This is a genomic window from Pseudomonas sp. 44 R 15 (assembly GCF_900004965.1).
Classification (GTDB): Bacteria; Pseudomonadota; Gammaproteobacteria; order Pseudomonadales; family Pseudomonadaceae; genus Aquipseudomonas; species Aquipseudomonas orientalis_A.
In genome coordinates this window covers 68,150-90,436 of record NZ_CVTU01000122.1, presented here as the reverse complement: position 1 = coordinate 90,436, position 22,287 = coordinate 68,150, and the positions used below count along the sequence as shown (strand labels likewise).

Genomic DNA, 22,287 nt, shown 5'->3' with positions numbered 1-22,287 from the left:
GATGTCAAGAAACACGCAGCCAAAACACCGCACTCAGGCCTCGCGTTTGACCTTCAAATGCCGCGCATACCAGGGCCGCTTCGGCACGCGCTTGAACAGGCCTTTGAGCAGTTCCTCATCGGCGCCGAAGGTGATGCGCAGGGCCAGTTTCATGATTTCCGGGTCCATTTCCATCGAGCGGCCCTGCTGCAACCCCGGCGTGGTGCTGCAGCCGTGGGTATCCGGGCCGAGCCAGGGGTCGCCGACTTCAACCCAGCGTCCCGGTGCGAACCAGGCTACGCCGTTGACCTCAAGCCGGGTGACTTCGCCCGGATGGAACCGCTCGTGGGCGCGGAACCAGTCTTCGATGCGGTCATCGATCCAGCCGTGGAAGTGCCAGAACACCGGGTTCACGTGGGATGAAAACGGATCGCCGAGGAAGTCGTTTTCCGGTGCGTACCAGCGTGCGGCGAAGTCCGCAGGGTCGCGGGCAAACGGCACCGGGGCGCCGTTGGACGGGTCACGCGGCACAGAAGCCCAGCGCATGTGCAGCCAGTCGTGCAGGCCCAGCTCCATCTCCGAGCCCAATTGGCCCAGGGTCAGCCTGGCCAGGTAGCGTGGGTCGCGGTATTGGGATTCCCACACCTGGAAATTGCTGTGGTAGGTCTCGGCAGCCTTGATGTCGCTGACCCACTGGGTGTAATCGGCGTCATCCGGCGCCGACCAGCACGGCGGCAGCGCAAAGCCGTCGTGGTTATCGAAGTAGCGCACGAAGCCCGGGCGATCGCGCTCCAGCGCCGGCTGGGGCTCGGGGAAATGCGGCCATGACGGCAGGTCCTGCATGGAGCGGGCAGTGCCCAGCATATGGCGGTGCATGAAGAAAAAGTCGATGCCCGAGCCGTTACGGTCCTTGAGCTTGCCCCGTGCATCGCGCTCCCGGCCACGCGGCCCGGGTTGCCAGCCGATGCCGCGCAGGGCCTCGCGCTTTTCTTCGGAGAGCTTGTGCCATTGGTCACGGGTGGCGTGCCACAGCTGGTGAAACAGGCGATGTTCGGGGGCAATCAGCCAGGCCAGCAGGGTCGGGTTGAGGCCTATGCGCTGGCGGGCTTCGGGGAACAGCTGTTTGTGGGCGATGAATCGGTTGTCGCGCTCGGTCAATGCCAGGGGCCGCTCAAGGTCGAGGATCTGCCCACTGAGGGTGCCGCTGCCGGCATTGCCGAAGTCGGCCCAGACTTCATCGAGGGTCATCTTGAATTCGTAGGCCGGGATGCCCGCCGCCGAATCGCGGTCGATCAGCCGCCAATAGAGTAAGGCGCCCTCGCCCGTCAGCAGATCGCCCAATACGCGGTAGCGTGGCTCGCCGTCGGCCCGCAGGTTCTCGGCGGTGTCCAGGTAACCGCGCAAGCCACGGCCACGGGGCGCGATGTCCAGCAGCAGTTCCAGGCCCCGGGACGGCAAGCCCCTGAGGCCGGCATCGCGGCCTTCCAGGCGCAGGCTCCACACGCCGCGCAACGTATTCGCCAGGTGCTGGCCCTGGGTGTCGGCCAGCTCGACCGTGGCTTCGCCGGGGGTGACCGGGAATTCTTCTTCCCGCGTCAGCTCGCGATGGGCGTAAAAGGCCGCGGGCACCGCCGCGCCGGTCAGCGCCAGGCCTGCGATGAACCCACGTCGAGAGATCGTCATTGTCTACCTTAGGAAACGGCTTAATCAGAGCTAGAACGTTTGCAACCTGGGGAAATTTACCGCCCGGGCAGCGCCCGCTAAATTTCCCCGGTCATCGCTCGTTCTTCCCTGATAGCAAAGGCCTCAACTGACTGAGATGGCAATGACAAAACCACGTTCGAAAAAGGCGCTGTATATCGGCTTGCCGCTGGCACTGGCGGTCGCTGCCGGGGCCGGCTTTCTGGTCTGGGATCATTGGTTCAAAGGCAACGCCGGCTACCCGCTGGAGGTGATCAAGCAGGCCAATGAAATGCAGGATCGCCTGTTGTCGTTCGACAGCCATATCACCGTGCCCATGGACTTCGGCACCGCCGGCAATGAAGCCGACAAGGATGGCAGCGGCCAGTTCGACCTGGCCAAAGCGGCGCGCGGCCGATTATCCGGCGCGGCCCTGACCATTTTCGGCTGGCCGGAAATCTGGAACGGCCCCAACGCCCCGCACAAACCCACCGACGGTTTTGTCGAGGAAGCCCGCCATGAGCAGGAGGTGCGCTACACAATCATCTCCGGCATGGTCCGCGACTTCCCCCACCAGGTGGGCATCGCCTACACCCCGGACGACATGCGCCGCCTGCACGGCGAAGGCAAGTTCGCGATCTTTATCAGCATGCTCAACGCCTACCCGCTGGGTGACGACCTGAACCAGCTGGACCTGTGGGCGGCGCGCGGCATGCGCATGTTCGGCTTCAGCTACATCGGCAATAACGCCTGGTCGGACTCGTCGCGCCCGCTGCCGTTTTTCAATGACACCACCGACGCCCTCGAGGGCCTGTCGCCCATCGGCCAGCAAGCGGTGCAGCGCCTCAATGACCTGGGAGTGATCATCGACGTGTCGCAGATGTCGACCAAAGCCCTGGAACAGGTCGCGCAGTTAAGCCGTACACCGATGGTAGCGTCCCACTCGGCCCCCCGGGCGTCGGTGGACATTCCGCGCAACCTCAGCGACAAGGAACTGCAACTGATCAAGCGCAGCGGCGGCGTGGTGCAGGTGGTGGGCTTTCCTGCCTACCTGCGCCCCCTGAGCCAGCCGACCCAGGACAAGCTCAACGCCCTGCGCGCCCGCTTCGACTTGCCGCCGCTGCCGAACCTGGCGATGGCCTTGATGCCGGGCGATGCGATCATCGCCGCGTGGCCCGAACAGCGCTTCGGCCAGTACGCCAGCGAGCTGTACGCGATTCTCGAGGAAGAACCCAAGGCGACCCTCAAGGACTGGGGCGATGCCATCGACTACACCGTGCGCAAGATCGGCATCGACCACGTCGGCATCGCGTCGGACTTCAACGACGGCGGTGGCCTGCAGGGCTGGGAGAACGTTGGCGAAGTGCGCAACGTCACCGCCGAACTGATCCAGCGCGGTTATTCCGAAGCCGATATCGCCAAGCTGTGGGGAGGCAACTTCCTGCGGGTGTGGGAGCAGGTCCAGAAAGCCGCCAAACCCTTGGCCCATCAAGAAGTCAGCCCATGACCGACCGTCGCACATTCCTCAAGCAGGCCGGCGTATTGGCCGCCAGCCTGCCGCTGGGCAACACGCTGATTCCCCAGGCGCTGGCCGCCGCCACGAACGACCCATGGACAGGCTTGAAACAGCTGTTCAACCAGGACCCGGATTACCTGCATTTTTCCAACTTCCTGGTCGCGTCGCACCCCAGGCCGGTGCGCGAGGCCATTGAGCGCTACCGTGCGCAGATCGACCGCAACCCCGGCCTGGCGATGGACTGGGACCTGCAGGAAACCTGGAAACGCGAAGGCCAGGTGCGTGAATGGGCGGGCCGCTACCTGAACGCCACACCGCCACAGATCGCCCTGACCGGCAGCACCTCCGAAGGGCTGGCGATGATTTATGGCGGGATCAAGGTGCGCGCCGACCAGGAAATCCTCACCACCGAGCATGAGCATTACGCGACGCAGAACGTGCTGGATTTTCGCGTGCGCAGGGAAGGCACCCAGGTACGCCGCATCCGGCTGTTCGACAGCGCCAGCGGCGTGTCCGCCGATGAAGTGCTGGGCAATATCCAGCGCAATATTCGCCCCAACACCCGCGTACTGGGCATGACCTGGGTGCAGTCGGGCAGCGGTGTCAAATTGCCGATTGGCGAAATCGGCCAGTTGGTGAATGAATACAATCGCAACCGCGACGACAACGACCGCCTGCTCTACGTGGTCGACGGCGTGCACGGTTTCGGCGTGGAGAATCTCGACTTCCCCGCCATGCACTGCGACTTCTTCATCGCCGGCACCCACAAGTGGATGTTCGGCCCGCGCGGCACCGGCCTGGTGTGCGCTCGCAGCGCCGAAAACGCCTACGTCACACCGATGGTGCCGACCTTCTCCGAAGACAAGGATTTCGCCACCACCATGACGCCCGGCGGCTACCACGCGTTCGAGCATCGCTGGGCCGCCGACGAAGCCTTCAAGCTGCACCTGCAACTGGGCAAGGCAGCGGTGCAGGCGCGTATCCACGCACTCAACACCGAGCTTAAAGCGCAACTGCTGGCGCATCCGCAGATAGAACTGGTCACGCCGCGCAGTCCAGCGCTGTCGGCAGGTTTTACCTTCTTTCGGGTCAAGGGCCAGGACTGCGATGCGGTGGCCAGCTACATGATGAAAAACCGAGTGGTGATCGACGCCGTGGACCGTGATGTCGGGCCGGTGATCCGCACCTCCCCCGGCCTGCTCAACAGCTCGGATGAGATCCAGCGCTTCATGGCGTTGCTGAGCCAGCGGCTGTGACCTTTTTTTATTTGAACGAGACGCTCACATGACGCCATTTCGACTCAAACCCCTGACAGCCCTGGCGCTGACCGTACTGTGCGGCGCCCTGCTCCCGGGCATGGCCCAGGCGGCGGCACCGCAACCGGGCAAAGTCTTCAAGGGCTGCAAGGACTGCCCGGAAATGGTGGTATTGCCTGCGGGCACCTTCACCATGGGCACCCCGGAAGACGAAGTCGGCCGCGAACCGGACGAAGGCCCGATGCATGAAGTGACCTTCGCCAAGCCCTTCGCCATGAGCCGCTTCCACATTACCGCCGGTGAATGGGACAGCTATGTCCGCCAGACCGGGGTGAAGATCGCCAATGGTGATGATCGTCCCGGCCGCGAATGCATCGCCAGCAAGCCGCGCTACCCCCAGGGCCCGCGCCAGCCGGCGGTGTGCATGGACATGGACGACATTAAAAACTACGTGGCCTGGCTGTCGAAAAAAACCGGCCAGCAGTACCACATGGTCAGCGAAGCCCAACGCGAATACGCGGCCCGCGCCGGCACCCGCGGGCCGTTCCCCTTCCCGTTCGACGACGGCAAGGGCTACAGCATTGCCAGGCACGCCAACACCTACGGCCCGGCGGACGGCTACAGCTATTCGTCACCGGTGGGCAGCTACCCGCCGAACGCGTTTGGCATGTACGACATGCACGGCAATGTGTATGAACGGGTTGCCGATTGCGAACACCCGAACTACATCGGTGCACCGACTGACGGCAGTGCCTGGATGGAACCGAACTGCGAGTCCTACCAGATTCGCGGCAATGACTGGGGCGAGGCGCCAGTGTTCTCCCGCTCCGGCAACCGCAACAACATCTACCCGCAGACGCGCGGTGACTGGATTGGTTTCCGGGTAGTGCGCGATCTCTAAGCCATGCACCAATCCACTGTGGGAGGGTCAGTGAATGCTTCTGCAACTGACCCACCGCCATCGGCGGCAAGCCCCCTCCCACATTTGAGCGCCATGCGTCAGGAAGAATGTATTCACCAGCAGACGCGGCGTGACTGGATTGGTTTTCGGGCAGTACGCGAGCCCCAAGCCGTACACCAGTCCAATGTGGGAGGGGGCTTGCCCCCGATGAGGGAGGGTCAGTGCATGCATCTGCGCCTGACACACCGCCATCGGCGGCATGGGCCGCTACCCGTTTGGTGTACTCAACCCGCCTGCACCGCTGGCGTCGCCAATCGATTGCAGCCATACAGCACCATGCCCAACACAATCAGCGCCCCGCCTCGCATCCAGGTATCCAGGCTTTGCTGGCTGAGGAGGATCAGGCACGAAACAATCGCCAGCACCGGCACCCAGCTCGGCACGCGAAAATGCTGCTCCTCAATGGTGTCACGCCGCAATACCAGCACCGCCAGGTTGGTACTGAGAAACACGAACAGCAACAACAACACCACCGTCTCGGCCAATGCCGCCAGCGTGCCGGTCAGCGTCAGGGCTATGGCCACGGCCGTACTGGCAATGATCGCCACCCAGGGCGTACGGCGCTTGGGTAGCACGCGTGACAACGGCTCCGGCAACAGGCCCATGCGCGCCATGCCGTAGGTCAGGCGGCTGGCCATGACCATCGTCAGCAGCGCGCCATTGGCGACCGCGACCAAGGCAATGAAGGCAAACAGTTGCGGTGGAATATTCAGGCCCGAGGCGCGCACCACTTCGAGCAGCGGTGCCGACGTGGCTGTGAGCTTGTCCATCGGCAACACCACGGAGGCGGCGACACCAACCGCCATATACACGATACCCGCCACGATCAACGCGGCGAACAGCGCGCGCGGGTAAATCCTGCGCACACCCCGGATTTCTTCCGCCAGGTTGGCCGACGTCTCAAAGCCGACGAACGAATAGAATGCCAATAGTGCAGCGCCGAGCACGGCAAGCATCGGGTTGATGCCGGGCTTGAATTCGAACGCCCGCCCCAGGTTGGCCTCGCCGGCCTGCAAGCACCAGGCTGCGGCGACCACCACCAACAGCAGCCCGGACAGCTCCACGCACGTCATCACCATATTGGCGCCCAGCGATTCCTTGATCCCGCGCGCATTCAACAGCGCAATCACCAGCAAAAAGACCAGCGCCGCCACGTGGGGCGAGACGTTAACGAACGCCGCCAGGTAGTCACCGGCAAACGCCAGGGAGAGCCCGGCGGCGCTGGTCACGGCGGCGGCGAGCATGCAAAAGCCCACCAGGAACGAAATCAGCGGCGACTTGAACGCCTTTTCGGCGAACACCGAAGCAGCGCCTGCATGGGGGTATTTGGTCACCAACTCGGCGTACGAGCCGGCCGTGAGCATGGCGAAGAACAACGCCACCAGCAGCGGTACCCAGATCGCCCCGCCGACCTGGCCGGCAATGGTTCCGGCCAGCGCATACACGCCGGCGCCGAGCACGTCGCCCAGGATGAACAGGAACAACATCGGGCCGGTCACGGCGCGGCGCAGGGACGGCGTGGAAGGTTCGGCGTGGCTGGGTCTGGGTTCGGTCATGGGCGGCTCTGGCGGCGGGTTGCAGTCAGCGATCATCCGGCGCAGGCCGGCTGAGGCGGGGCTATCTGCAATGGAGAAGGCCTGCGGGGCCAAAGTTCCTTATTTAGTAGCGGCTCCCTTAGCTACCTCCCGGCCGAACGCGAACGTCTGTAAAAATCCATAGCTGAAACGTGTCAGCCAAGGCATCACGCAAAAATATGCATAAATGCATTTTAGCCCTTGACCCGAGGGAACCAGTCTTTTAAAGTCAAATGACTGTATATAAATACAGTATCAACTTAGCTTCACGGACGAGGTTACCTATGAAAAGCACCACTGAAAAATTTGGCAAAACACCCCACCTGCCCAGCCTGTGGACCCGCGCCGATGCGCTGAAAGTCCATGCGGACGACCCCACCACCACCCAGCCGCTGGTCAGTGCCGACTTCCCGGTGCTGAGCGACAAGGTGTTTATCTGGGACACCATGCCGCTGCGCGACATTGACGGAAATATCACTTCCGTCGATGGCTGGTCGGTGATCTTCACCCTGACCGCAGACCGTCACCCCAACGACCCGCAGTACCTCGATGAGAACGGTAACTACGACATCACCCGCGACTGGACCGATCGCCACGGTCGGGCAAAGATGTACTACTGGTACTCCCGCACCGGCAAGGACTGGAAACTCGGCGGCCGGGTCATGGCTGAAGGCGTTTCGCCAACGGTGCGCGAATGGGCCGGCACGCCGATCCTGCTGAACGAGCAAGGCGAGGTGGACCTGTACTACACCGCCGTCACACCCGGCGCGACCATCGTCAAGGTGCGTGGCCGCGTGGTGACCACCGAGCATGGCGTCAGCCTGGTGGGCTTCGAGAAGGTCAAGCCGCTGTTCGAGGCCGACGGCAAGATGTACCAGACCGAAGCGCAGAACGCCTTCTGGGGTTTCCGCGATCCATGGCCGTTCCGCGACCCGAAGGACGGCAAGCTGTACATGCTGTTCGAAGGCAACGTGGCCGGCGAGCGCGGCTCGCACAAGGTGGGCAAGGCAGAAATCGGCGATGTGCCGCCCGGTTATGAAGACGTCGGCAACTCGCGTTTCCAGACCGCCTGCGTTGGTATCGCCGTGGCCCGTGACGAAGACGGCGACGACTGGGAAATGCTGCCGCCGCTGCTGACCGCAGTCGGCGTCAACGACCAGACCGAACGTCCGCACTTCGTGTTCCAGGACGGCAAGTATTATCTGTTCACCATCAGCCACACTTTCACCTATGGCGACGGGGTAACCGGGCCGGACGGTGTGTACGGTTTTGTCGCCGACTCGCTGTTCGGCCCTTACGTGCCCTTGAACGGTTCCGGCCTGGTCCTGGGAAATCCGTCTTCCCAGCCCTTCCAGACCTACTCGCACTGCGTGATGCCCAACGGCCTGGTGACCTCCTTCATCGACAGCGTACCCACCGGCGAAGGCGGGACACAGGTGCGCATCGGCGGCACCGAGGCACCGACCGTGGGCATCAAGATCAAAGGGCAGCAGACATTCGTGGTCGCCGAGTATGACTACGGTTACATCCCGCCGATGGTTGACGTCACGCTCAAATAAGCAAGGTCAACAGACGTCGTAGCATGGCTTGATCATTCCCACGCTCTGCGTGGGAATGCCGCCCTGGACGCTCCGCGTCCTGCTTTACCTGCGCAAGGTGACGCGGAACGTCACGGGATGCATTCCCACGCGGAGCGTGGGAACGATCGAAATTCACAGGATAAAAAAGCCACTCGATCGAGTGGCTTTTTTATGCAAGTACGCACCGGCTACCCGTATAACTCATGCCGGCCGCGACGTGAACGCCAAGCGAACTGCCAGCAACACCAATACGAATGCCAGGCCCCGCGACTGCCACTTTGCGGACTCGCCGTGGTGGGACGCATAACCCCGGATGATTCCTCCCATCAGGCCCAGCACGACGTGAAAAATGATCGCGATCAAGGTTAATACCAACCCCAGCGTCACTATTTGCAGGGCGACCGCAGAACTGCCGCGCACAACGAACTGCGGCAAAAATACCATGAAAAACAGCAACGCTTTGGGGTTGAGCAAAGAGTTAAGCATCGCTCGGATGAACACCGACATCAGCGACGCCTGGAGGGTGGCATGCGTTGAACGTGCGGCACGCACCCGCAGGGCGTTCCAGGCCATCCAGAGCAGATAGAACGCACCGGCCCAGCGGATCAGGTCGAACGAGGGGGGCCACTGCGCTATGGCGGCCGTGAGGCCGGCTGCGGTGAGCGCGGTCAATACCAGGTCGGCCGCGCCGATTCCCAACGCAGCAGCGACGCCGCCACGCCAGCCGTAGCTGGCGCCGTGCGCAATCACGAAGGCCATGTTGGGGCCGGGAGACATCAGTAACAGCAACACGGCCCCCGCAAACAGCAAAAGCGTCGATGGCTCTAGCATGGGCGCTCCAGATCGCCGCAACGGGCGTTGTGAGGCGTGCTGCCATGGGGATGAGCTGCTTTTTCGAGGTCGGTGCACCCGACCGTAACGTGACTGAACATGCCTCAATCGATCCGACGCCGCTGGAACGGTTGCATCCTGCGCGCCGGGTTCGCCTCCCTGCTGTATGTAAATGCGAGCCTAAGCCCGCCATTTGATACACGCAAAGAATTGTCCTGAATACATTCAACCCGACCATTACATGATCGCTACATGATCGTTCCCACGCTCTGCGTGGGAATGCCGCCCTGGACGCTCCGCGTCCTGCTTTACCTGCGCAAGGTGACGCGGAGCGTCACGGGATGCATTCCCACGCGGAGCGAGGGAACGATCAACGCCCGCCATTTGATACACACAAAGAATTGTCCTGGATACATTCAACCGGACCATTGCCCACGCGCCAGGATCGAGGGGGCGACAGGCCTGCTCGGTTCAAGCGATAGCCCGGCATTGCGCGGCGCTTTGGGGCTGATCAGCCGCGGCCAACCGAGCTGCGCGCGGACAACGACCACGGCATCCAGGACTTTCTGCGTCCAGCGTATGTCCTGCGGATCGACCACGACAACGCGGAATCCATGATCAGCGCCTTCAATCTGCACGCCCTCGGAATCATCGACGTGCAAGTCGATGTCGAATGCCGGCGGATACTTCGAAGGCGCATTGCACAGCCCGTGCCCGGTCAGGGCGCGGTTATGCAGCACACTGTTGACCACTCCATCGACGCGGATTCCATAGAGCAACAGCCAGCGGCGGATGTAGGACGGTGTGCGACCGGACGAGGTATAGACCCAGACACTGCAACCCTGGCGACGCAAGTCGCGGATCAGGGCACGCGTGCCGATGCGCAACGGCTCCCCCAGCCAACGATGCACACAAGCCGGCAGCCAGCTGGTTTCGACAGCGCAGTGGTGCAGCTGACAGGCCAGCGTGTCATCGATATCAAATGAAATACGCAGGCGTTGACGCTTGAATCGGCGCATCAGTGGCCTCTCTCTCGCAGGGGCAGCCGCGCGCCGCTCAGGAAAAACTTGCCTGGATCAGGCGCCTGATGCTCCAGGAAGGCTGCATACTTTTTCTTGATCTTGGGCAATTCATACAACGCCTTGACACCATGTTTGGCAGAGTTGCGTATCACCGAGGATGGGTTGAAATAACCCTCGGCATTTTCCAGCGTCAGCACGAACGGCGGCAAACCTGCACGCATGAGCAAATAGCTGACGATGAGCGACCCACTGCGGTTGTTGCCTTCAATGAACAACTGCGGCTTGCTGAGGATGCGCACATAGACGCCGGCCGCACGCTTCCAGACCGATTCGCTGCGATACGCGCAATACCAGTTGAACAGGTCCTTGATACCGCCCTCGACGTTATTGAAGAAATGCTCCTCGGTCGCCGCCAGGTGCTGGGCGTACTCCACCCGCCGCGCCGGGTCTCGACCGCACAGCACCGTGGCGTTGATTTCCAGCATCAGGTTCAGCTGATGAAGATCAAACAGGTCCACGCCGCGTGCGACATAGTCGTCAATCAACGCATAGCCTTCAAGCACATTGAGCAGCACTTCGTCGGTCAAGGGGTCACGCGGCTCGGTGAAGTGCCGGCTAAGCTCGGCGAAGCGCTCCTGCACTTCGCGCAATGCGCGCTCAATGGCAGGTAAATCAAGGCGATGCGTTACAGACATTGAAACTCCTTGGAAACACGAGGTAAAAAATCTACCGATTCACGCCAAGTCCGTTTGGCGCTTGCATGTGGGCGGCCCAGGCCGGACGGTGTTACTCAGCTGAACTTGCCGCTGATGTAGTCTTCGGTCATTTGCTCGCGCGGCTTGCCGAAAATCTGCGCGGTCGGGCCCATTTCGACCAGATACCCCGTGCGCGTGCCCTGGGAAATATCCACCGAGAAAAACGCCGTGGTGTCCGCCACCCGGATCGCCTGTTGCATGTTGTGGGTCACCAGCGCGATGGTGTAATCCTTCTTCAGCTCGACCATCAGTTCCTCGACGCGTCGGGTGGCGATCGGGTCGAGCGCCGAGCACGGTTCATCCAGCAGCAACACTTCCGGCTCGGTGGCGATAGCGCGCGCGATACACAGGCGTTGCTGCTGGCCGCCGGAGAGCGACAAGCCGCTGACCTTGAGCTTGTCCTTGACCTCGTCCCACAGGGCGGCGCCCTGCAGCGCGTGTTTGACGCGGTCGCCCAGATCGCCCTTGTAGCGATTGAGGCGCAGACCGAAGGCGACGTTGTCGAAGATGCTCATCGAGAACGGGTTGGGCTGCTGGAACACCATGCCGATGTAACGGCGCACGACCACGGGATCAACGCCCTTGCCGTACACGTCCTGGCCGAGAAAATGCACATGCCCTTCGAAACGAAAGCCCTTGACCAGGTCATTCATGCGATTGAGGCTGCGCAGCACGGTGCTTTTGCCACAGCCGGAAGGCCCGATGAAGCCGGTGATCTTGTTTTTTTCGATCGGCACGTGGCTGTCACGCACGGCCATGAAGTTGCCGTAGAAAATCTTGTCCAGCTTGCAGTCCATGACCACAGGCGACTCGGTCACAAACGGAGCGGCTATTTGCGCAGTGGATACGTTCAAAATTCAGGTGCTCCCGCTTTTAGTACTTGGGTTTGCCGAAAATACGGCTCACGACATTCACGACCAGCACGATCATCACCAGCACCAGCGAGGCCGCCCACGCGAGTTCAAGCTGATTGTCGAAAGGCATGCCGGAGAAGTTGTAGATCAGCACGGCCAACGAGGCTGTCGGGTTCATGACGGCCAGGTTGCCGTCGTGGTAGATCCAGTAGTTGCTGAACAGCGCAGTGAACAGCAATGGCGCGGTTTCGCCCGCAGCGCGCGCCACGGCCAGCATGACGCCGGTCAGGATCGCCGGCAGGCCGGTAGGCAAGACGATCTTCCAGATCACCTGCGAACGGGTGCAGCCCATACCGTAGGCAGCGTCCTTCATGATCTTGGGCACCATGCGCATCGACTCTTCGGCCGTCAGCACCACGATTGGCAGCATCAGCACGGCCAGCGCCACGCCACCTGCCGGTGCCGAGTAGGTTCCGGTAGTCATCACCACCAGTGCGTAGGCAAACACCCCGGCCAGAATGGACGGCAAGCCGGTGAGCATCTTGGCGGCAAAGCGCGCAGCGCTCGCCAGTTTGCTGTCAGGCCCCAGTTCCGCTAGAAAGACGGCGGCCAGGATACCGACCGGCACGGCGATCGCCGCCGCAATGCCGACCATCACCAGGGTGCCGGCCATGGCGTTGCCGAAGCCGCCGCCGGTCTCGAAACCGGTCGGCGGCAATTCGGTGAAGAGCTCCAGGCTCAGGCGCGCACCGCCTCGGGTGATCAGCATATACAGCACGGAGATCAACGGTACGCTGGCCAGCAGCGCGCCGAACCAGACCAGCGTGGTCAAGACCAGGCTGCGCAGGGCGCGGCCTTCGAAGCGGCGCTGCAGGCTGGGCGGCGCGGCGGCAGGCGTGGTGAGGTTGGTCATTGTTTGGTCCCCCGCTGGGCGTAGAGCATGAGCATCGAACCCGCCACGTTGACCAGCAGCGTGATGAACATCAGCACCAGCGCCGCATACATCAACACCTCGATCTCGTTGGGCCCGGCCTCGGGAAAGTTCAGCGCCAGCAAGGCCGCCAGGGTATTGGCCGGTGCAAACAGAGACAGGGAAATGTTGTTTGCATTACCCACCAGCATCGCCAGGGCCATGGTTTCCCCCAGGGCGCGGCCGAGGCCCAGCACCAGGGAGCCGAAGATACCGGTGGCGGCCGACGGCACCATCACCTTGAGAATCGCTTCCCAGTGCGTCGTGCCCATGCCGTAGGCGGCCTGTTTGGTTTTCATCGGCACCGCGGTAAGCGCGTCCTGGGACACTGCGGCAATAGTCGGCAGGATCATGATCGCCAACACCAGCGCGGCCGGCAGCAGGCCCGGCCCGCTCAGGGATGTACCGAAAAAGGGAATCCAGCCAAGTTCCGTGTTCAGCCACGCCGTCAGCGGGCGGATGGCGGGGATAACTACATAGATGCCCCACAGGCCGTACACCACGCTGGGGATCGCCGCGAGCAATTCGACGATGGTGCGAAACACCGCAGCCAGCTTGGCGGGAAGGAAATCCTGGGTGAGAAAGATCGCCATGCTGACGCCAAAAAAGCCGGCGATCATCAACGCGATAAAAGCACTGTACAGCGTGCCCCAAATCGCCGGCAGAATGCCGTACTTGCCTTGGTTGACATCCCAGACGCTGCCCAGCAGCACGTCAAAACCGTGCTTTTCCATGCCTGGAAGGGCCTTGCGCCCTACTTCGAACACCAGCGCGAAGACCAGCGCCAACACCAGCACCACGCCGATGCGTGCAAGCGCACGGAACGTGCGATCCATCACGAAGTCCTTGGTGGACGGTGGCTGGCACGCAGAGTCCGGGTTACCCGGTACGACAAAAGGTGTGTTCATGGGTTAATTCCGAAACAGGGAAGAAGTGCTCCCGGCATGGCTGACTGCCCATCCCGGAAGCGACCTGGCACGCCTTACTGGATGTTGGCGGAGGCTTTGCGAACCTGCTCGACTACCGAAGCCGGCAGCGGGATGTAGCCCATGGAGTCAGCGATTTTCTGCCCTTCGGTCAGGCTGTACTCGACCATTTCACGCATGGCCTTGGCCTTGGCCGGGTTGCCGTTCTCCTTGCGGAAAATCATCCAGGTGTAGGACGTGATCGGGTAGGACTTGGCACCGTCCGGGTCCGGCAGCCAGGCCACCAGGCTTTCCGGCATCTTCACCGCAGCCAGTGCTTCTGCACCGCTTTCGGCATTGGGCACAACGTACTGGCCGGCCTTGTTCTGCAACTGGGCGAAGTCAACCTTGGCCAGTTTGGCGAAACCGTATTCGATATAGCCAATCGCGCCTGGCGTCTGGCGTACGGTGGCGGTCACACCGTCGTTCTTGGGCGACTTGATGAACTTGTCGGTGGCCGGCCAGTTGACGGTGTTGCCTTCACCCAATGCTTCTTTGAAGCCAGGGTTGATCGCCGCCAGGTGCTTGGTGAACACCGCGGTGGTGCCACTGGAATCCGCACGCACCACGACGGTGATGGGCGTAGCCGGCAGCTTCAGGTCCGGGTTGGCGGCAACGATCTTGGGATCGTTCCACTGAGTAATCTTGCCCAGGAAGATATCGGAGTACACATCGCGCGGCAGCTTCAGGCCCTTCGGGTTGCCCGGCAGGTTGTAGGCCAACACGATTTCACCGGCGGTCATCGGCAGCAGTTGCACGCCCTCGGCAACCTTAGCGATGTCTTCGTCTTTCATCGCGGAGTCACTGGCGGCGAAGTCGACGGTTTTGTTCAGGAAGTCCTGCACACCGGCCCCGCTCCCCTTGGACTGGTAGTCAACCGTGACGCCCGCGCTTTTCTTGCTGAAATCCTTGAACCAGGTGAGGTAGATCGGGGCCGGGAAACTGGCACCGGAACCGGTCAGGCGGATGCTTTCGGCAGCAAACACCGAGGTGGCGCTCAGGGAAACCGCGACGGCGAGTGCAGCAGACTTCATCAAGCTTTTCATTCAGGAACTCCGTGGTGTAATTTCGGGCTCCCGGGACTGTGCAGCAGCTTTGTTACGATTTTATGAAAAATCCATGGCAGGCGCGTTTTTGCCCCCTTTTGCCGGCGCAAACTGGCATTTTGCCGTGATTGCTTCGTAACAAATTGCGACTACCAGGCGAATTCGTCCCTTTCGAGCGCAAACGAGACGAAGACGCCCGCCGGCTTACTTGCCTCCCGTCACGTCAAGGAAGGTGCCGGTCACGAACGACGCTTCGGCGCCGGCCAGCCACAGAATGGCCTGTGCTACTTCCTCCGGTTGGCCGCCGCGCCCCATGGGAATCGAGTCCTTGACGCGATCGACGCGGCCCGGCTCGCCGCCGCTGGCGTGCATGTCGGTGTAGATGTGCCCGGGGCGAACACAGTTGACGCGTATGCCCTCGCGCGCCACTTCCTTGGAAAGCCCGATGGTAAACGTCTCCAGGGCGCCTTTTGATGCGGCATAGTCGATGTATTCGTTGGGACTGCCCAGGCGTGCGGCGCCCGAAGAGACATTGATCACCACCCCGCCCGGCCCGTTGTGCCGGTAAGCCATGCGCTTGACCGCCTGCTGGGCGCAGAGCATGGGGCCGATGGCATTGACCGCAAAGATGCGCTGCATGCGTTCATGGCCAAGATCCTCCAGGCGCGACTGGGTCGCCAGCACCCCGGCGTTATTGACCAGGACATCAATGCGCCCGAACGTGCGGTCGATGGCTGCGAACAACTGCGCGACCTGTTCGGGGTCCGCGCTGTCGGCCTGCACGGCCAGGGCCCTGCGCCCCGCTGCCTGCACATCCGCCACCACCGCCAGCGCCGCCGGTTCGTTGGCCACGTAGCTGATCGCGACGTCATAGCCCCTGGCGGCGGCCAGTCGAGCGGTGGCTGCACCCACGCCGCGACTGCCTCCGGTGATCAGGATCAGGGGTGCCTGTGTGACCTTGTCCATTTGAATGACCTCCTGCGTTGTTGGCTGTATCAGCCGATGATGAGGATGCCGGCTACGATCACGACACAGGCCAGGATGCGGCGCAGGGTGAGCGTCTCGCCGAGAAACAGGTAACCGATCAACAGCGCAAACAGCACGCTGGTTTCGCGCAATGCCGACACCGCGCCCAGGGGCGCTTCGTTCATGGCGTAGATAACGATTGCATAGGCCAGCAAGGAGACCAACCCGCCGAGCGCGGCGGTCAACAGGCCGGGCCGCACACTGAACAAGCTGCGGGCATCGCGCAGGCCGATATACACCATCGGCATCAGCACGCCCCACAAGGCGCACATCCACGCAGTGTAAGCCAGCGGCGCGCCGGAGAGCCTGGCACCGATGCCGTCGACGACGCTGTAGGCCGCGATGAAGCAGCCGGTGCCCAGCGCATAAGGCAGGCTGGGAACCGACAGGCTGCGCCCCTTGAAGGCCAGCGAAATGATCCCGCCGGAGACCAGCGTGATACCCAGCAACTGGCCGGGCGCGATGCGCTCGCCGGCAAACACGGCGGCCCCCAGGGTGATCAGCGCAGGCGATGACCCACGCGAAATCGGATAGACCTGCCCCAGGTCACCGACTCGATAGCTGCGCACCAGAAACAGGTTGTAGCCCACATGCAGTAATGCTGACAGCAGCGCATACCCCCAGCTCTCACTGGCGGGTATTGGCATGAACGCTGCGGCGACGCTGCAGGTGATGGCGATGGCAATGCACATTACCGTCATCGACCACAGCCGGTCGGCACCGCCACGCAGCAGCGCGTTCCAGCTGGCGTGCAGGAGCGCGGCGAAAAGAACCAGGCAAACAAGATGAATAGGCATGCGCCATGTTAGGCAGCCCGGCACCGGAACGACAGCGAAGTTTGCTCATTGCAGCATGAACGAATACTCATACCCTATTGAGCCGCCTGTTGCACTTTCAGTGCTTCGCCCATCAACCACTGGCGCAAGTTGAGGACGTGCGGCTGCGCCTCGATGCCCTTGGGGCAGACGAAATAGTAGGCCAGCGGCGATGGGAACGGCACATCGAACAGCCGTACCAGACGGCCATCGCTGATTTCGTTTTCTACGTGGCCGCTGCGCACCAACGCTACGCCCTGGCCGAGCAACGCGGCTTCGACCGTCATATTGCTGTCGCCGAACCTGACACTTTCCCTGAGCGGTGAAAACGCCAGCCCGACAGACTGGAACCACGCCTCCCATTTCGGCACCAGTTCGGCGCCATCGCGGGTCAGCAGCGGCAAACGCAACAACTCGGCCGGATCACGCGGGGTTCCGAGGCGTTGCAACAAGTCGGGGCTGGCCACCGGAAACACCTGCTCGCCGAACAAAAACTCCGAGTACAGACCAGGATAACTGCCCTTGCCCAGCCGAATCGCGACATCCGCCTGGCCCTGCGCAAAGTGGATGATCTTGTCGGTGGTGTCCAGCGACACCAACAGCTCGGGGTGCTGACGGGCCAGGCTCGGCAAGCGCGGAAACAGCCATTTGAGTGCGAACGAATAGGTGGTGCTGACGCTGAGCCGCACCCGGCCTTTTTGCTCGCGCAGGTCGCCCAGGGTTGCCTCCAGGCTGATGAAGAATTCGCGCACGATGGGCGCCAGCGTAGCCCCCGCCGCCGTGAGGCGTAGCGGTTGACCGCGTTCAAACAGCTGCAGCCCCCACAGCGTTTCCAGGTGCTTGAGCTGATGGCTGACCGCGCTCTGGCTCACATGCAGTTCCTGGGCGGCGGCCGTAAAGGTCGGATGCCGCGTGGCGGCTTCAAATGCGCGCAAGGTGGCGGTCGGCGGCAGGTCTCTCATAGGCAGGGTCTCGGTGAGTGGGCAGGAACAGGCAGGGCATGAGCTCAGGCTCATGTTAACCCGGTCCAAGGGTGATTACGCTGATGATGGTTGGGGCTGGCACTCGCTTTCATTATCCGAATCGCAAGCGAGAAGACGAATGGCGAGCCAATGCACTACATGCAAATGTCGCGATGGCATAATATGCCAACGATCGAATACGCCCCGCAGCGGAGCTCACCATGGGTACACGAAACGTCGTCCTCACCTCGCACCACGAACAGGTTATCCAGGACCTGGTTCAATCCGGCCGTTATCAGAATGCCAGCGAAGTCATGCGTGAGGGCTTGCGCCTCCTGGAACAGCGCGTTGCCGAAGAGGCCGCTAAACTTCAGGCCCTGCGGCAAGCTACCTCAATGGGCCTGATGGACCTTGAACAAGGCCGCTTCACGCCGCTGGCCGAAGTCGATATTGAACAGTTTCTCGACGGCTTGGGCCTGGAGGCGACGCGCCCTGCGCGGGGGAAAACCTGAGCATGCCGCACTATCGAATTTCCGATGCTGCACGTGGCGATATCGTCGATATTCTCCGGCACTCCCAGATGCAATTCGGTGAATCGGCGCGTAAGCGCTATCAGACGCTGATCCTGACGACCCTGCAAACCCTCGCCAAAACGCCCCATCACGTCGCCAGCCGCGCCCGCGATGAAATTGCACCGGGGCTTAGAAGCTATCACCTCAGTCATTCGCGCCAACACGCAAACCCACGCCATGCAACGGTGAAGAACCCTCGCCATATCGTGTTTTACCGGCTAGCGCACGATAAAGCGGTTGAAGTCGTCAGGTGTCTTCACGACGCAATGGACGTGCAACTGCACCTGCCGGACGAGTGAAGTTGCCAACTTCAAACGACAAACATTTGCCTGCAAAGATGGACCGGTACATCCGCCCCGCCACACCCGACGACCTGCATGCACGCCTCGCACTGGACGCCTACGCCGCCCCTACACCGGAAACTGCGCCCTGATCAGCGTGCCACCCTCGGCCAGGTTGCTGGCGGTCAAGGCGCCGCCATGGGCCTGGCAGATTGCCCTGGCGATGGACAAGCCCAGCCCGCTGCCGCCCGAGTAACGCGCCCGGGAGCGTTCCGCCCGCCAAAAGCGATCAAATACGCTGTCCAGGTGCTGTGCCTCGATACCCGGGCCGCGATCGCCGATTTCAATCACGATCAGGTCTTGAACCTGGCACGCCATGATATTCAACTCACCGCCGCCTGCCGCATAACGCAACAGGTTATCAACCAGAATGTTGATGACCTGCCCGAGGCGATCGCGATCGGCATGCACGCGCAGCCCCTCGGCCATAGTAATCTGCGTGCGAACACCGGCCTGATCCAACTGCGGCTCAAACCAGGCCAACCGTTCGGCCACCAGCGCCATCAGGGGAAAATCGCTGCGCTCGAGCACCAACCGGCCAGCCCGGGCCATCGACAGCAGGTGCAAATCATCCACCAGTTTGCTCAACTGATCGAGCTGACGCTTGACCATGCCCAACTGCGCGGCATCGCTGGGAAACACCTCGTCGAGCATACCCTGCACGCGCCCCATGGCGGCATTCAACGGCGTGCGCAGTTCGTGGGCAATGACCGCGCTGGACTCGCGCACATCACGCTCATAGCGCTCCAGTTGGGTGCTCATGCTGTTGAAGTCGCCGGCCAGCCGTTGCAACTCGTCGGGTGCATCGCGGTGGACCGGCAGGCGCGTCAGGAAATCCCCACCGGCGACGCGCCTGGCGCCCTGGGCAATCGTCGAAAACTGACTGGACAAGGGCCGCGAAAACCACAGGCCACAGGCAATGATGATGGGGATGGCGGCCAGCACCAGGCCAACCAGTACCAGCCAGTCCTGATTGGCGATCGCCGGCTGGAAATAGTCCAGCGGGTAGTACTGGGCCACCAATTGACGCAAGCGCGCCTCGTTGAGTCCTGGGTCGGCGCGCAGTTGCTGCAGCTCTTCGCGCAGCCCCGGCGGCAGGTGCTGCACAAAATCCCGATCCGACAACGTGATGTTGAGCCACATGCACACCGAGATCACCACCACGGCGCCGATCGCCAGCAGGCTCATGCGCATGCCGATCCAGCGCCACAGCGGTTTGTCGTTGATCGGTGATTTATCCGGCATGGGTTTATCCAACATGGTGTTTACCTGAACCGATAGCCAATGGAACGCACCGTCACCAGCACCCCGGCGATGCCATGGGATTCCAGCTTGCGGCGCAGGTTGTGCACATGGGTATCGACGACACGGGCCAGGGCTTCGCTTTCCGGCAGGCAGATTTCCAGCAGTTCGTCACGGGTGAAGGCTTTGGACGGAGTCTGGAGCAACGTCACCAGCAGCTTGAATTCCGTCGGCGTCAGCTCCAGCCATTGCGGTGCTGCATCGCCCTGCTCGATGGCTACGGTAAAAGCGTCAAGATCCACCCGCAGGTTCTCATGGCGCAACAGGTGTGCCACTGGCTGGTTGCCGGTGGTGCGTCGCAGCACCGCCTGTACCCTCGCCACCACTTCACGCGGGCTGTAGGGCTTGACCACATAATCATCTGCGCCGTAGCGCAAGGCGCCAAGCTTTTCCGGTTCGTCGCCCATGGCCGTGACCATGATCACCGGCGTGTCACTGCTGCGGCGCACGGCGGACAACACCTCGGTGCCACTCAAGCGCGGCAGCATCACGTCGAGCAATATCAGGTCGGGCTGCCAGCTCTTGTGCAGGTCGAGACCGCGCTGACCGTCTTCGGCCAAGGCCACCTCATAGCCATCCCGGCGCAGATAGGCTTCGAGAATGCTGGCGCTGTCGGCGTCGTCTTCGACAATGAGGATACGTTTTCCTGACACAAAGAAGCCTCTTGATGAAACCTTGATAATTTACGAATGGTTTATTGAAAGTCCGCTGCCAGGATTGCCCTGTGCCCGACTTTCGCGAACCGATCCTATGCTCACCACCGCACCGCTGTCCAAGCCTATCCACTCGCCTGAAAGGCTCCATGCAAGCGCCAGCCTTTTCATCCTTGGGGCCGAGCGTGGCCCTGTTCGTACGGCTGTCTACGCCGGATAAAGTTGGACACCCGATGATTTCTTTCAAGCACCTCTGCACGATGGCCGTGCTGCTCGGCGCGCTGTCGATAAGTATCGACAGTCAAGCCTCCTCCCCTCGGCCCGCCGATGCATTCGTCCATCCGGGCCTGCTCCAGACCCAGACGGACTTCACGCGAATACGCGAAAAACTGGCCAACCAAAACGCGCCATGGCTGGCCGGCTGGCAAAAGCTGATCGCCAATCCACATGCCTCATTGGCCTGGCAGGCCGATCCGCTGCCCGTGGTGTACCGCACTTCAGATGGCTTGAATAACGACAGCACACTGTTCAACGACGCCGCCGCAGCCTATGCACTGGCCCTGCGCTGGCAGATCTCGCAAGACCCCGCCTATGCCGACAAGGCCGTGGGCATTTTGAACCAGTGGTCTTCCACCCTCACCGCGATCAAGGGCGAGCCCGACAAGTCCCTGGCGGCAGGCTTGGCCGGTTATCAACTGGCCAACGCGGCCGAACTGCTGCGCAGCTACCCGAAGTGGCAGGCGACAGACTTTCATCGATTTCAGGGCATGCTGCTCAGCGTGTTCTATCCCATCAATCATGACTTCCTGCTGCACCACGATGGGAGCCCGCCTGATCGTCACGGCGCCCGTTGGGACCTGGCCAACATGAACTCGATACTGGCCATCGGCGTACTGACGGATCGCCGCGACCTCTACAACGAGGCCGTCGACTACTTCAAGCACGGCAGCGGTAACGGCGCCATCGAACACGCCGTCTGGAAGCTCCACGGCAATGGCCTGGGTCAAGTCCAGGAAAGCGGGCGGGATCAGGCATACGCCCTGCTCGACATCGCCTTGCTCGGCAGCTTCTGCCAAATGGCCTGGAGCCAGGGCGACGACCTGTTCGGCTACCAGAACAACCGCGTACTGCAGGGCGCCGAGTACGTGGCCCAGTACAACCTGGGCCAGGACGTACCGTTTACCCCTTTGCTCGATCGCAGGTTCAAACAGAGCGTCGTCTCGCCCAACCATCGGGGCGAAATCCGTCCGATATGGGAGCTGCTTTACAACCATTACGTCGTGCGCAAAAGCCTCAGCGCGCCGAATGTGAAAGCCATGGCGAATAAGGCCCAGGTGGAAGGTGGCGGCGGCGATTATGGCCGAGACAGCGGCGGTTACGAGCAACTGGGGTATGGAACATTGCTGTATTCGTTGGGCGAATATGGCGTGTCAGATGCTGAATTGGTGCCGTAAGCGACGCCGGGGCCGAACGGCCCGGATCGTGGCTATGCATAGCGGTCAACGGTAACCACGATGCGAAGCGAGTCGCTCGTGATCTTGATCTGCTTTTGATCCTAGGCGCCCCGTTAAACCACGCTGGCCGAACGCAGGCTTGAATCCGTGGGCAACCCGGCAGGACGCCGGGT

Annotated in this window: 21 protein-coding genes; 7 read left to right on the top strand and 14 right to left on the bottom strand. The window is 62.0% G+C overall.

Annotated elements, in window-relative coordinates; genetic code table 11:
• Positions 1-33: 33 nt before the first annotated feature.
• Positions 34-1,662, bottom strand: a complete 1,629-nt coding sequence (locus BFP93_RS26715; protein WP_065895580.1) for a pyoverdine maturation tyrosinase PvdP — start codon at positions 1,660-1,662, stop codon at positions 34-36.
• Positions 1,663-1,804: 142 nt separating this feature from the next.
• Here BFP93_RS26715 and pvdM point away from each other — a divergent pair, with 142 nt between their 5' ends.
• The 3 genes from pvdM to BFP93_RS26700 are packed head-to-tail and all read left to right on the top strand — an operon-like array spanning position 1,805 to position 5,332.
• Positions 1,805-3,166, top strand: a complete 1,362-nt coding sequence (gene pvdM, locus BFP93_RS26710; RefSeq protein WP_065895579.1) for a pyoverdine-tailoring dipeptidase-like protein PvdM — start codon at positions 1,805-1,807, stop codon at positions 3,164-3,166.
• Positions 3,163-4,431, top strand: coding sequence for a pyoverdine-tailoring periplasmic protein PvdN (locus tag BFP93_RS26705; protein WP_065895578.1), 1,269 nt, complete (start codon positions 3,163-3,165; stop codon positions 4,429-4,431). Before pvdM ends, BFP93_RS26705 begins: the two co-directional genes overlap by 4 nt.
• Before the next feature lie 28 nt (positions 4,432-4,459).
• Entirely contained in the window at positions 4,460-5,332 is an 873-nt protein-coding gene (locus BFP93_RS26700; protein ID WP_065895577.1) for a dihydropyoverdine dehydrogenase, read from the top strand.
• Positions 5,333-5,616: 284 nt separating this feature from the next.
• Here the strand turns inward: BFP93_RS26700 and BFP93_RS26695 are convergent, their stop codons facing one another.
• The gene (locus tag BFP93_RS26695; RefSeq protein ID WP_065895576.1) at positions 5,617-6,948 is read right to left on the bottom strand and encodes an APC family permease; all 1,332 of its coding nucleotides are present in this window, start codon (positions 6,946-6,948) and stop codon (positions 5,617-5,619) included.
• 302 nt (positions 6,949-7,250) lie between these two features.
• Between BFP93_RS26695 and BFP93_RS26690 the strand changes: the two genes are divergently transcribed.
• Positions 7,251-8,525 carry a glycoside hydrolase family 68 protein gene (locus tag BFP93_RS26690; RefSeq protein ID WP_065895575.1) on the top strand — a complete coding sequence of 425 codons (1,275 nt, stop codon included), beginning with the start codon at positions 7,251-7,253 and terminating at the stop codon, positions 8,523-8,525.
• 222 nt (positions 8,526-8,747) lie between these two features.
• On the opposite strand, the gene BFP93_RS26685 is transcribed toward BFP93_RS26690, so the two are convergent.
• The 10 genes from BFP93_RS26685 to BFP93_RS26640 all read right to left on the bottom strand — a co-directional run bounded on the left by BFP93_RS26685 (position 8,748) and on the right by BFP93_RS26640 (position 17,792).
• Positions 8,748-9,377, bottom strand: coding sequence for a LysE family translocator (locus BFP93_RS26685; protein WP_065895574.1), 630 nt, complete (start codon positions 9,375-9,377; stop codon positions 8,748-8,750).
• Positions 9,378-9,793: 416 nt separating this feature from the next.
• The gene (locus BFP93_RS26680) at positions 9,794-10,396 is read right to left on the bottom strand and encodes a hypothetical protein (protein ID WP_065895573.1); all 603 of its coding nucleotides are present in this window, start codon (positions 10,394-10,396) and stop codon (positions 9,794-9,796) included.
• On the bottom strand, positions 10,396-11,094 hold the full coding sequence (locus BFP93_RS26675; RefSeq protein WP_065895572.1) for a hypothetical protein: 699 nt from the start codon (positions 11,092-11,094) through the stop codon (positions 10,396-10,398). Before BFP93_RS26675 ends, BFP93_RS26680 begins: the two co-directional genes overlap by 1 nt.
• A 95-nt stretch (positions 11,095-11,189) precedes the next feature.
• Positions 11,190-11,951 (bottom strand): phosphate ABC transporter ATP-binding protein PstB, encoded by a 762-nt coding sequence (gene pstB / locus BFP93_RS26670; protein ID WP_065888298.1) that lies wholly within the window; start codon positions 11,949-11,951, stop codon positions 11,190-11,192.
• 76 nt (positions 11,952-12,027) lie between these two features.
• A complete protein-coding gene (gene pstA / locus BFP93_RS26665) occupies positions 12,028-12,921 on the bottom strand; it encodes a phosphate ABC transporter permease PstA (RefSeq protein WP_065895571.1) in 894 nt (297 codons plus the stop codon).
• On the bottom strand, positions 12,918-13,886 hold the full coding sequence (pstC, locus tag BFP93_RS26660) for a phosphate ABC transporter permease subunit PstC (protein ID WP_065888296.1): 969 nt from the start codon (positions 13,884-13,886) through the stop codon (positions 12,918-12,920). The genes pstA and pstC overlap by 4 nt, the downstream gene beginning before the upstream one ends.
• 74 nt (positions 13,887-13,960) lie before the next feature.
• Entirely contained in the window at positions 13,961-14,989 is a 1,029-nt protein-coding gene (gene pstS / locus BFP93_RS26655) for a phosphate ABC transporter substrate-binding protein PstS (RefSeq protein ID WP_065895570.1), read from the bottom strand.
• A gap of 204 nt (positions 14,990-15,193) precedes the next feature.
• The gene (locus BFP93_RS26650) at positions 15,194-15,955 is read right to left on the bottom strand and encodes an SDR family oxidoreductase (protein ID WP_065895569.1); all 762 of its coding nucleotides are present in this window, start codon (positions 15,953-15,955) and stop codon (positions 15,194-15,196) included.
• 29 nt (positions 15,956-15,984) lie between these two features.
• The gene (locus BFP93_RS26645; RefSeq protein WP_065895568.1) at positions 15,985-16,812 is read right to left on the bottom strand and encodes a DMT family transporter; all 828 of its coding nucleotides are present in this window, start codon (positions 16,810-16,812) and stop codon (positions 15,985-15,987) included.
• Between the two features lie 74 nt (positions 16,813-16,886).
• Positions 16,887-17,792 (bottom strand): LysR substrate-binding domain-containing protein, encoded by a 906-nt coding sequence (locus BFP93_RS26640; RefSeq protein ID WP_065895567.1) that lies wholly within the window; start codon positions 17,790-17,792, stop codon positions 16,887-16,889.
• A gap of 221 nt (positions 17,793-18,013) precedes the next feature.
• On the opposite strand from BFP93_RS26640, the gene BFP93_RS26635 reads away from it, so the two are divergent.
• The gene (locus BFP93_RS26635) at positions 18,014-18,304 is read left to right on the top strand and encodes a type II toxin-antitoxin system ParD family antitoxin (RefSeq protein ID WP_065895566.1); all 291 of its coding nucleotides are present in this window, start codon (positions 18,014-18,016) and stop codon (positions 18,302-18,304) included.
• 2 nt (positions 18,305-18,306) lie between these two features.
• The gene (locus BFP93_RS26630) at positions 18,307-18,663 is read left to right on the top strand and encodes a type II toxin-antitoxin system RelE/ParE family toxin (RefSeq protein ID WP_065895565.1); all 357 of its coding nucleotides are present in this window, start codon (positions 18,307-18,309) and stop codon (positions 18,661-18,663) included.
• Between the two features lie 111 nt (positions 18,664-18,774).
• Here BFP93_RS26630 and BFP93_RS26625 read toward each other — a convergent pair whose 3' ends face one another.
• Positions 18,775-19,950, bottom strand: a complete 1,176-nt coding sequence (locus BFP93_RS26625) for a sensor histidine kinase (RefSeq protein WP_370671684.1) — start codon at positions 19,948-19,950, stop codon at positions 18,775-18,777.
• A 20-nt stretch (positions 19,951-19,970) separates the two neighbouring features.
• Positions 19,971-20,660, bottom strand: a complete 690-nt coding sequence (locus tag BFP93_RS26620; RefSeq protein ID WP_065895563.1) for a response regulator — start codon at positions 20,658-20,660, stop codon at positions 19,971-19,973.
• A 233-nt stretch (positions 20,661-20,893) separates the two neighbouring features.
• Between BFP93_RS26620 and BFP93_RS26615 the strand changes: the two genes are divergently transcribed.
• Positions 20,894-22,114, top strand: coding sequence for an alginate lyase family protein (locus BFP93_RS26615; protein ID WP_065895562.1), 1,221 nt, complete (start codon positions 20,894-20,896; stop codon positions 22,112-22,114).
• The last annotated feature ends 173 nt before the right edge of the window (positions 22,115-22,287 follow it).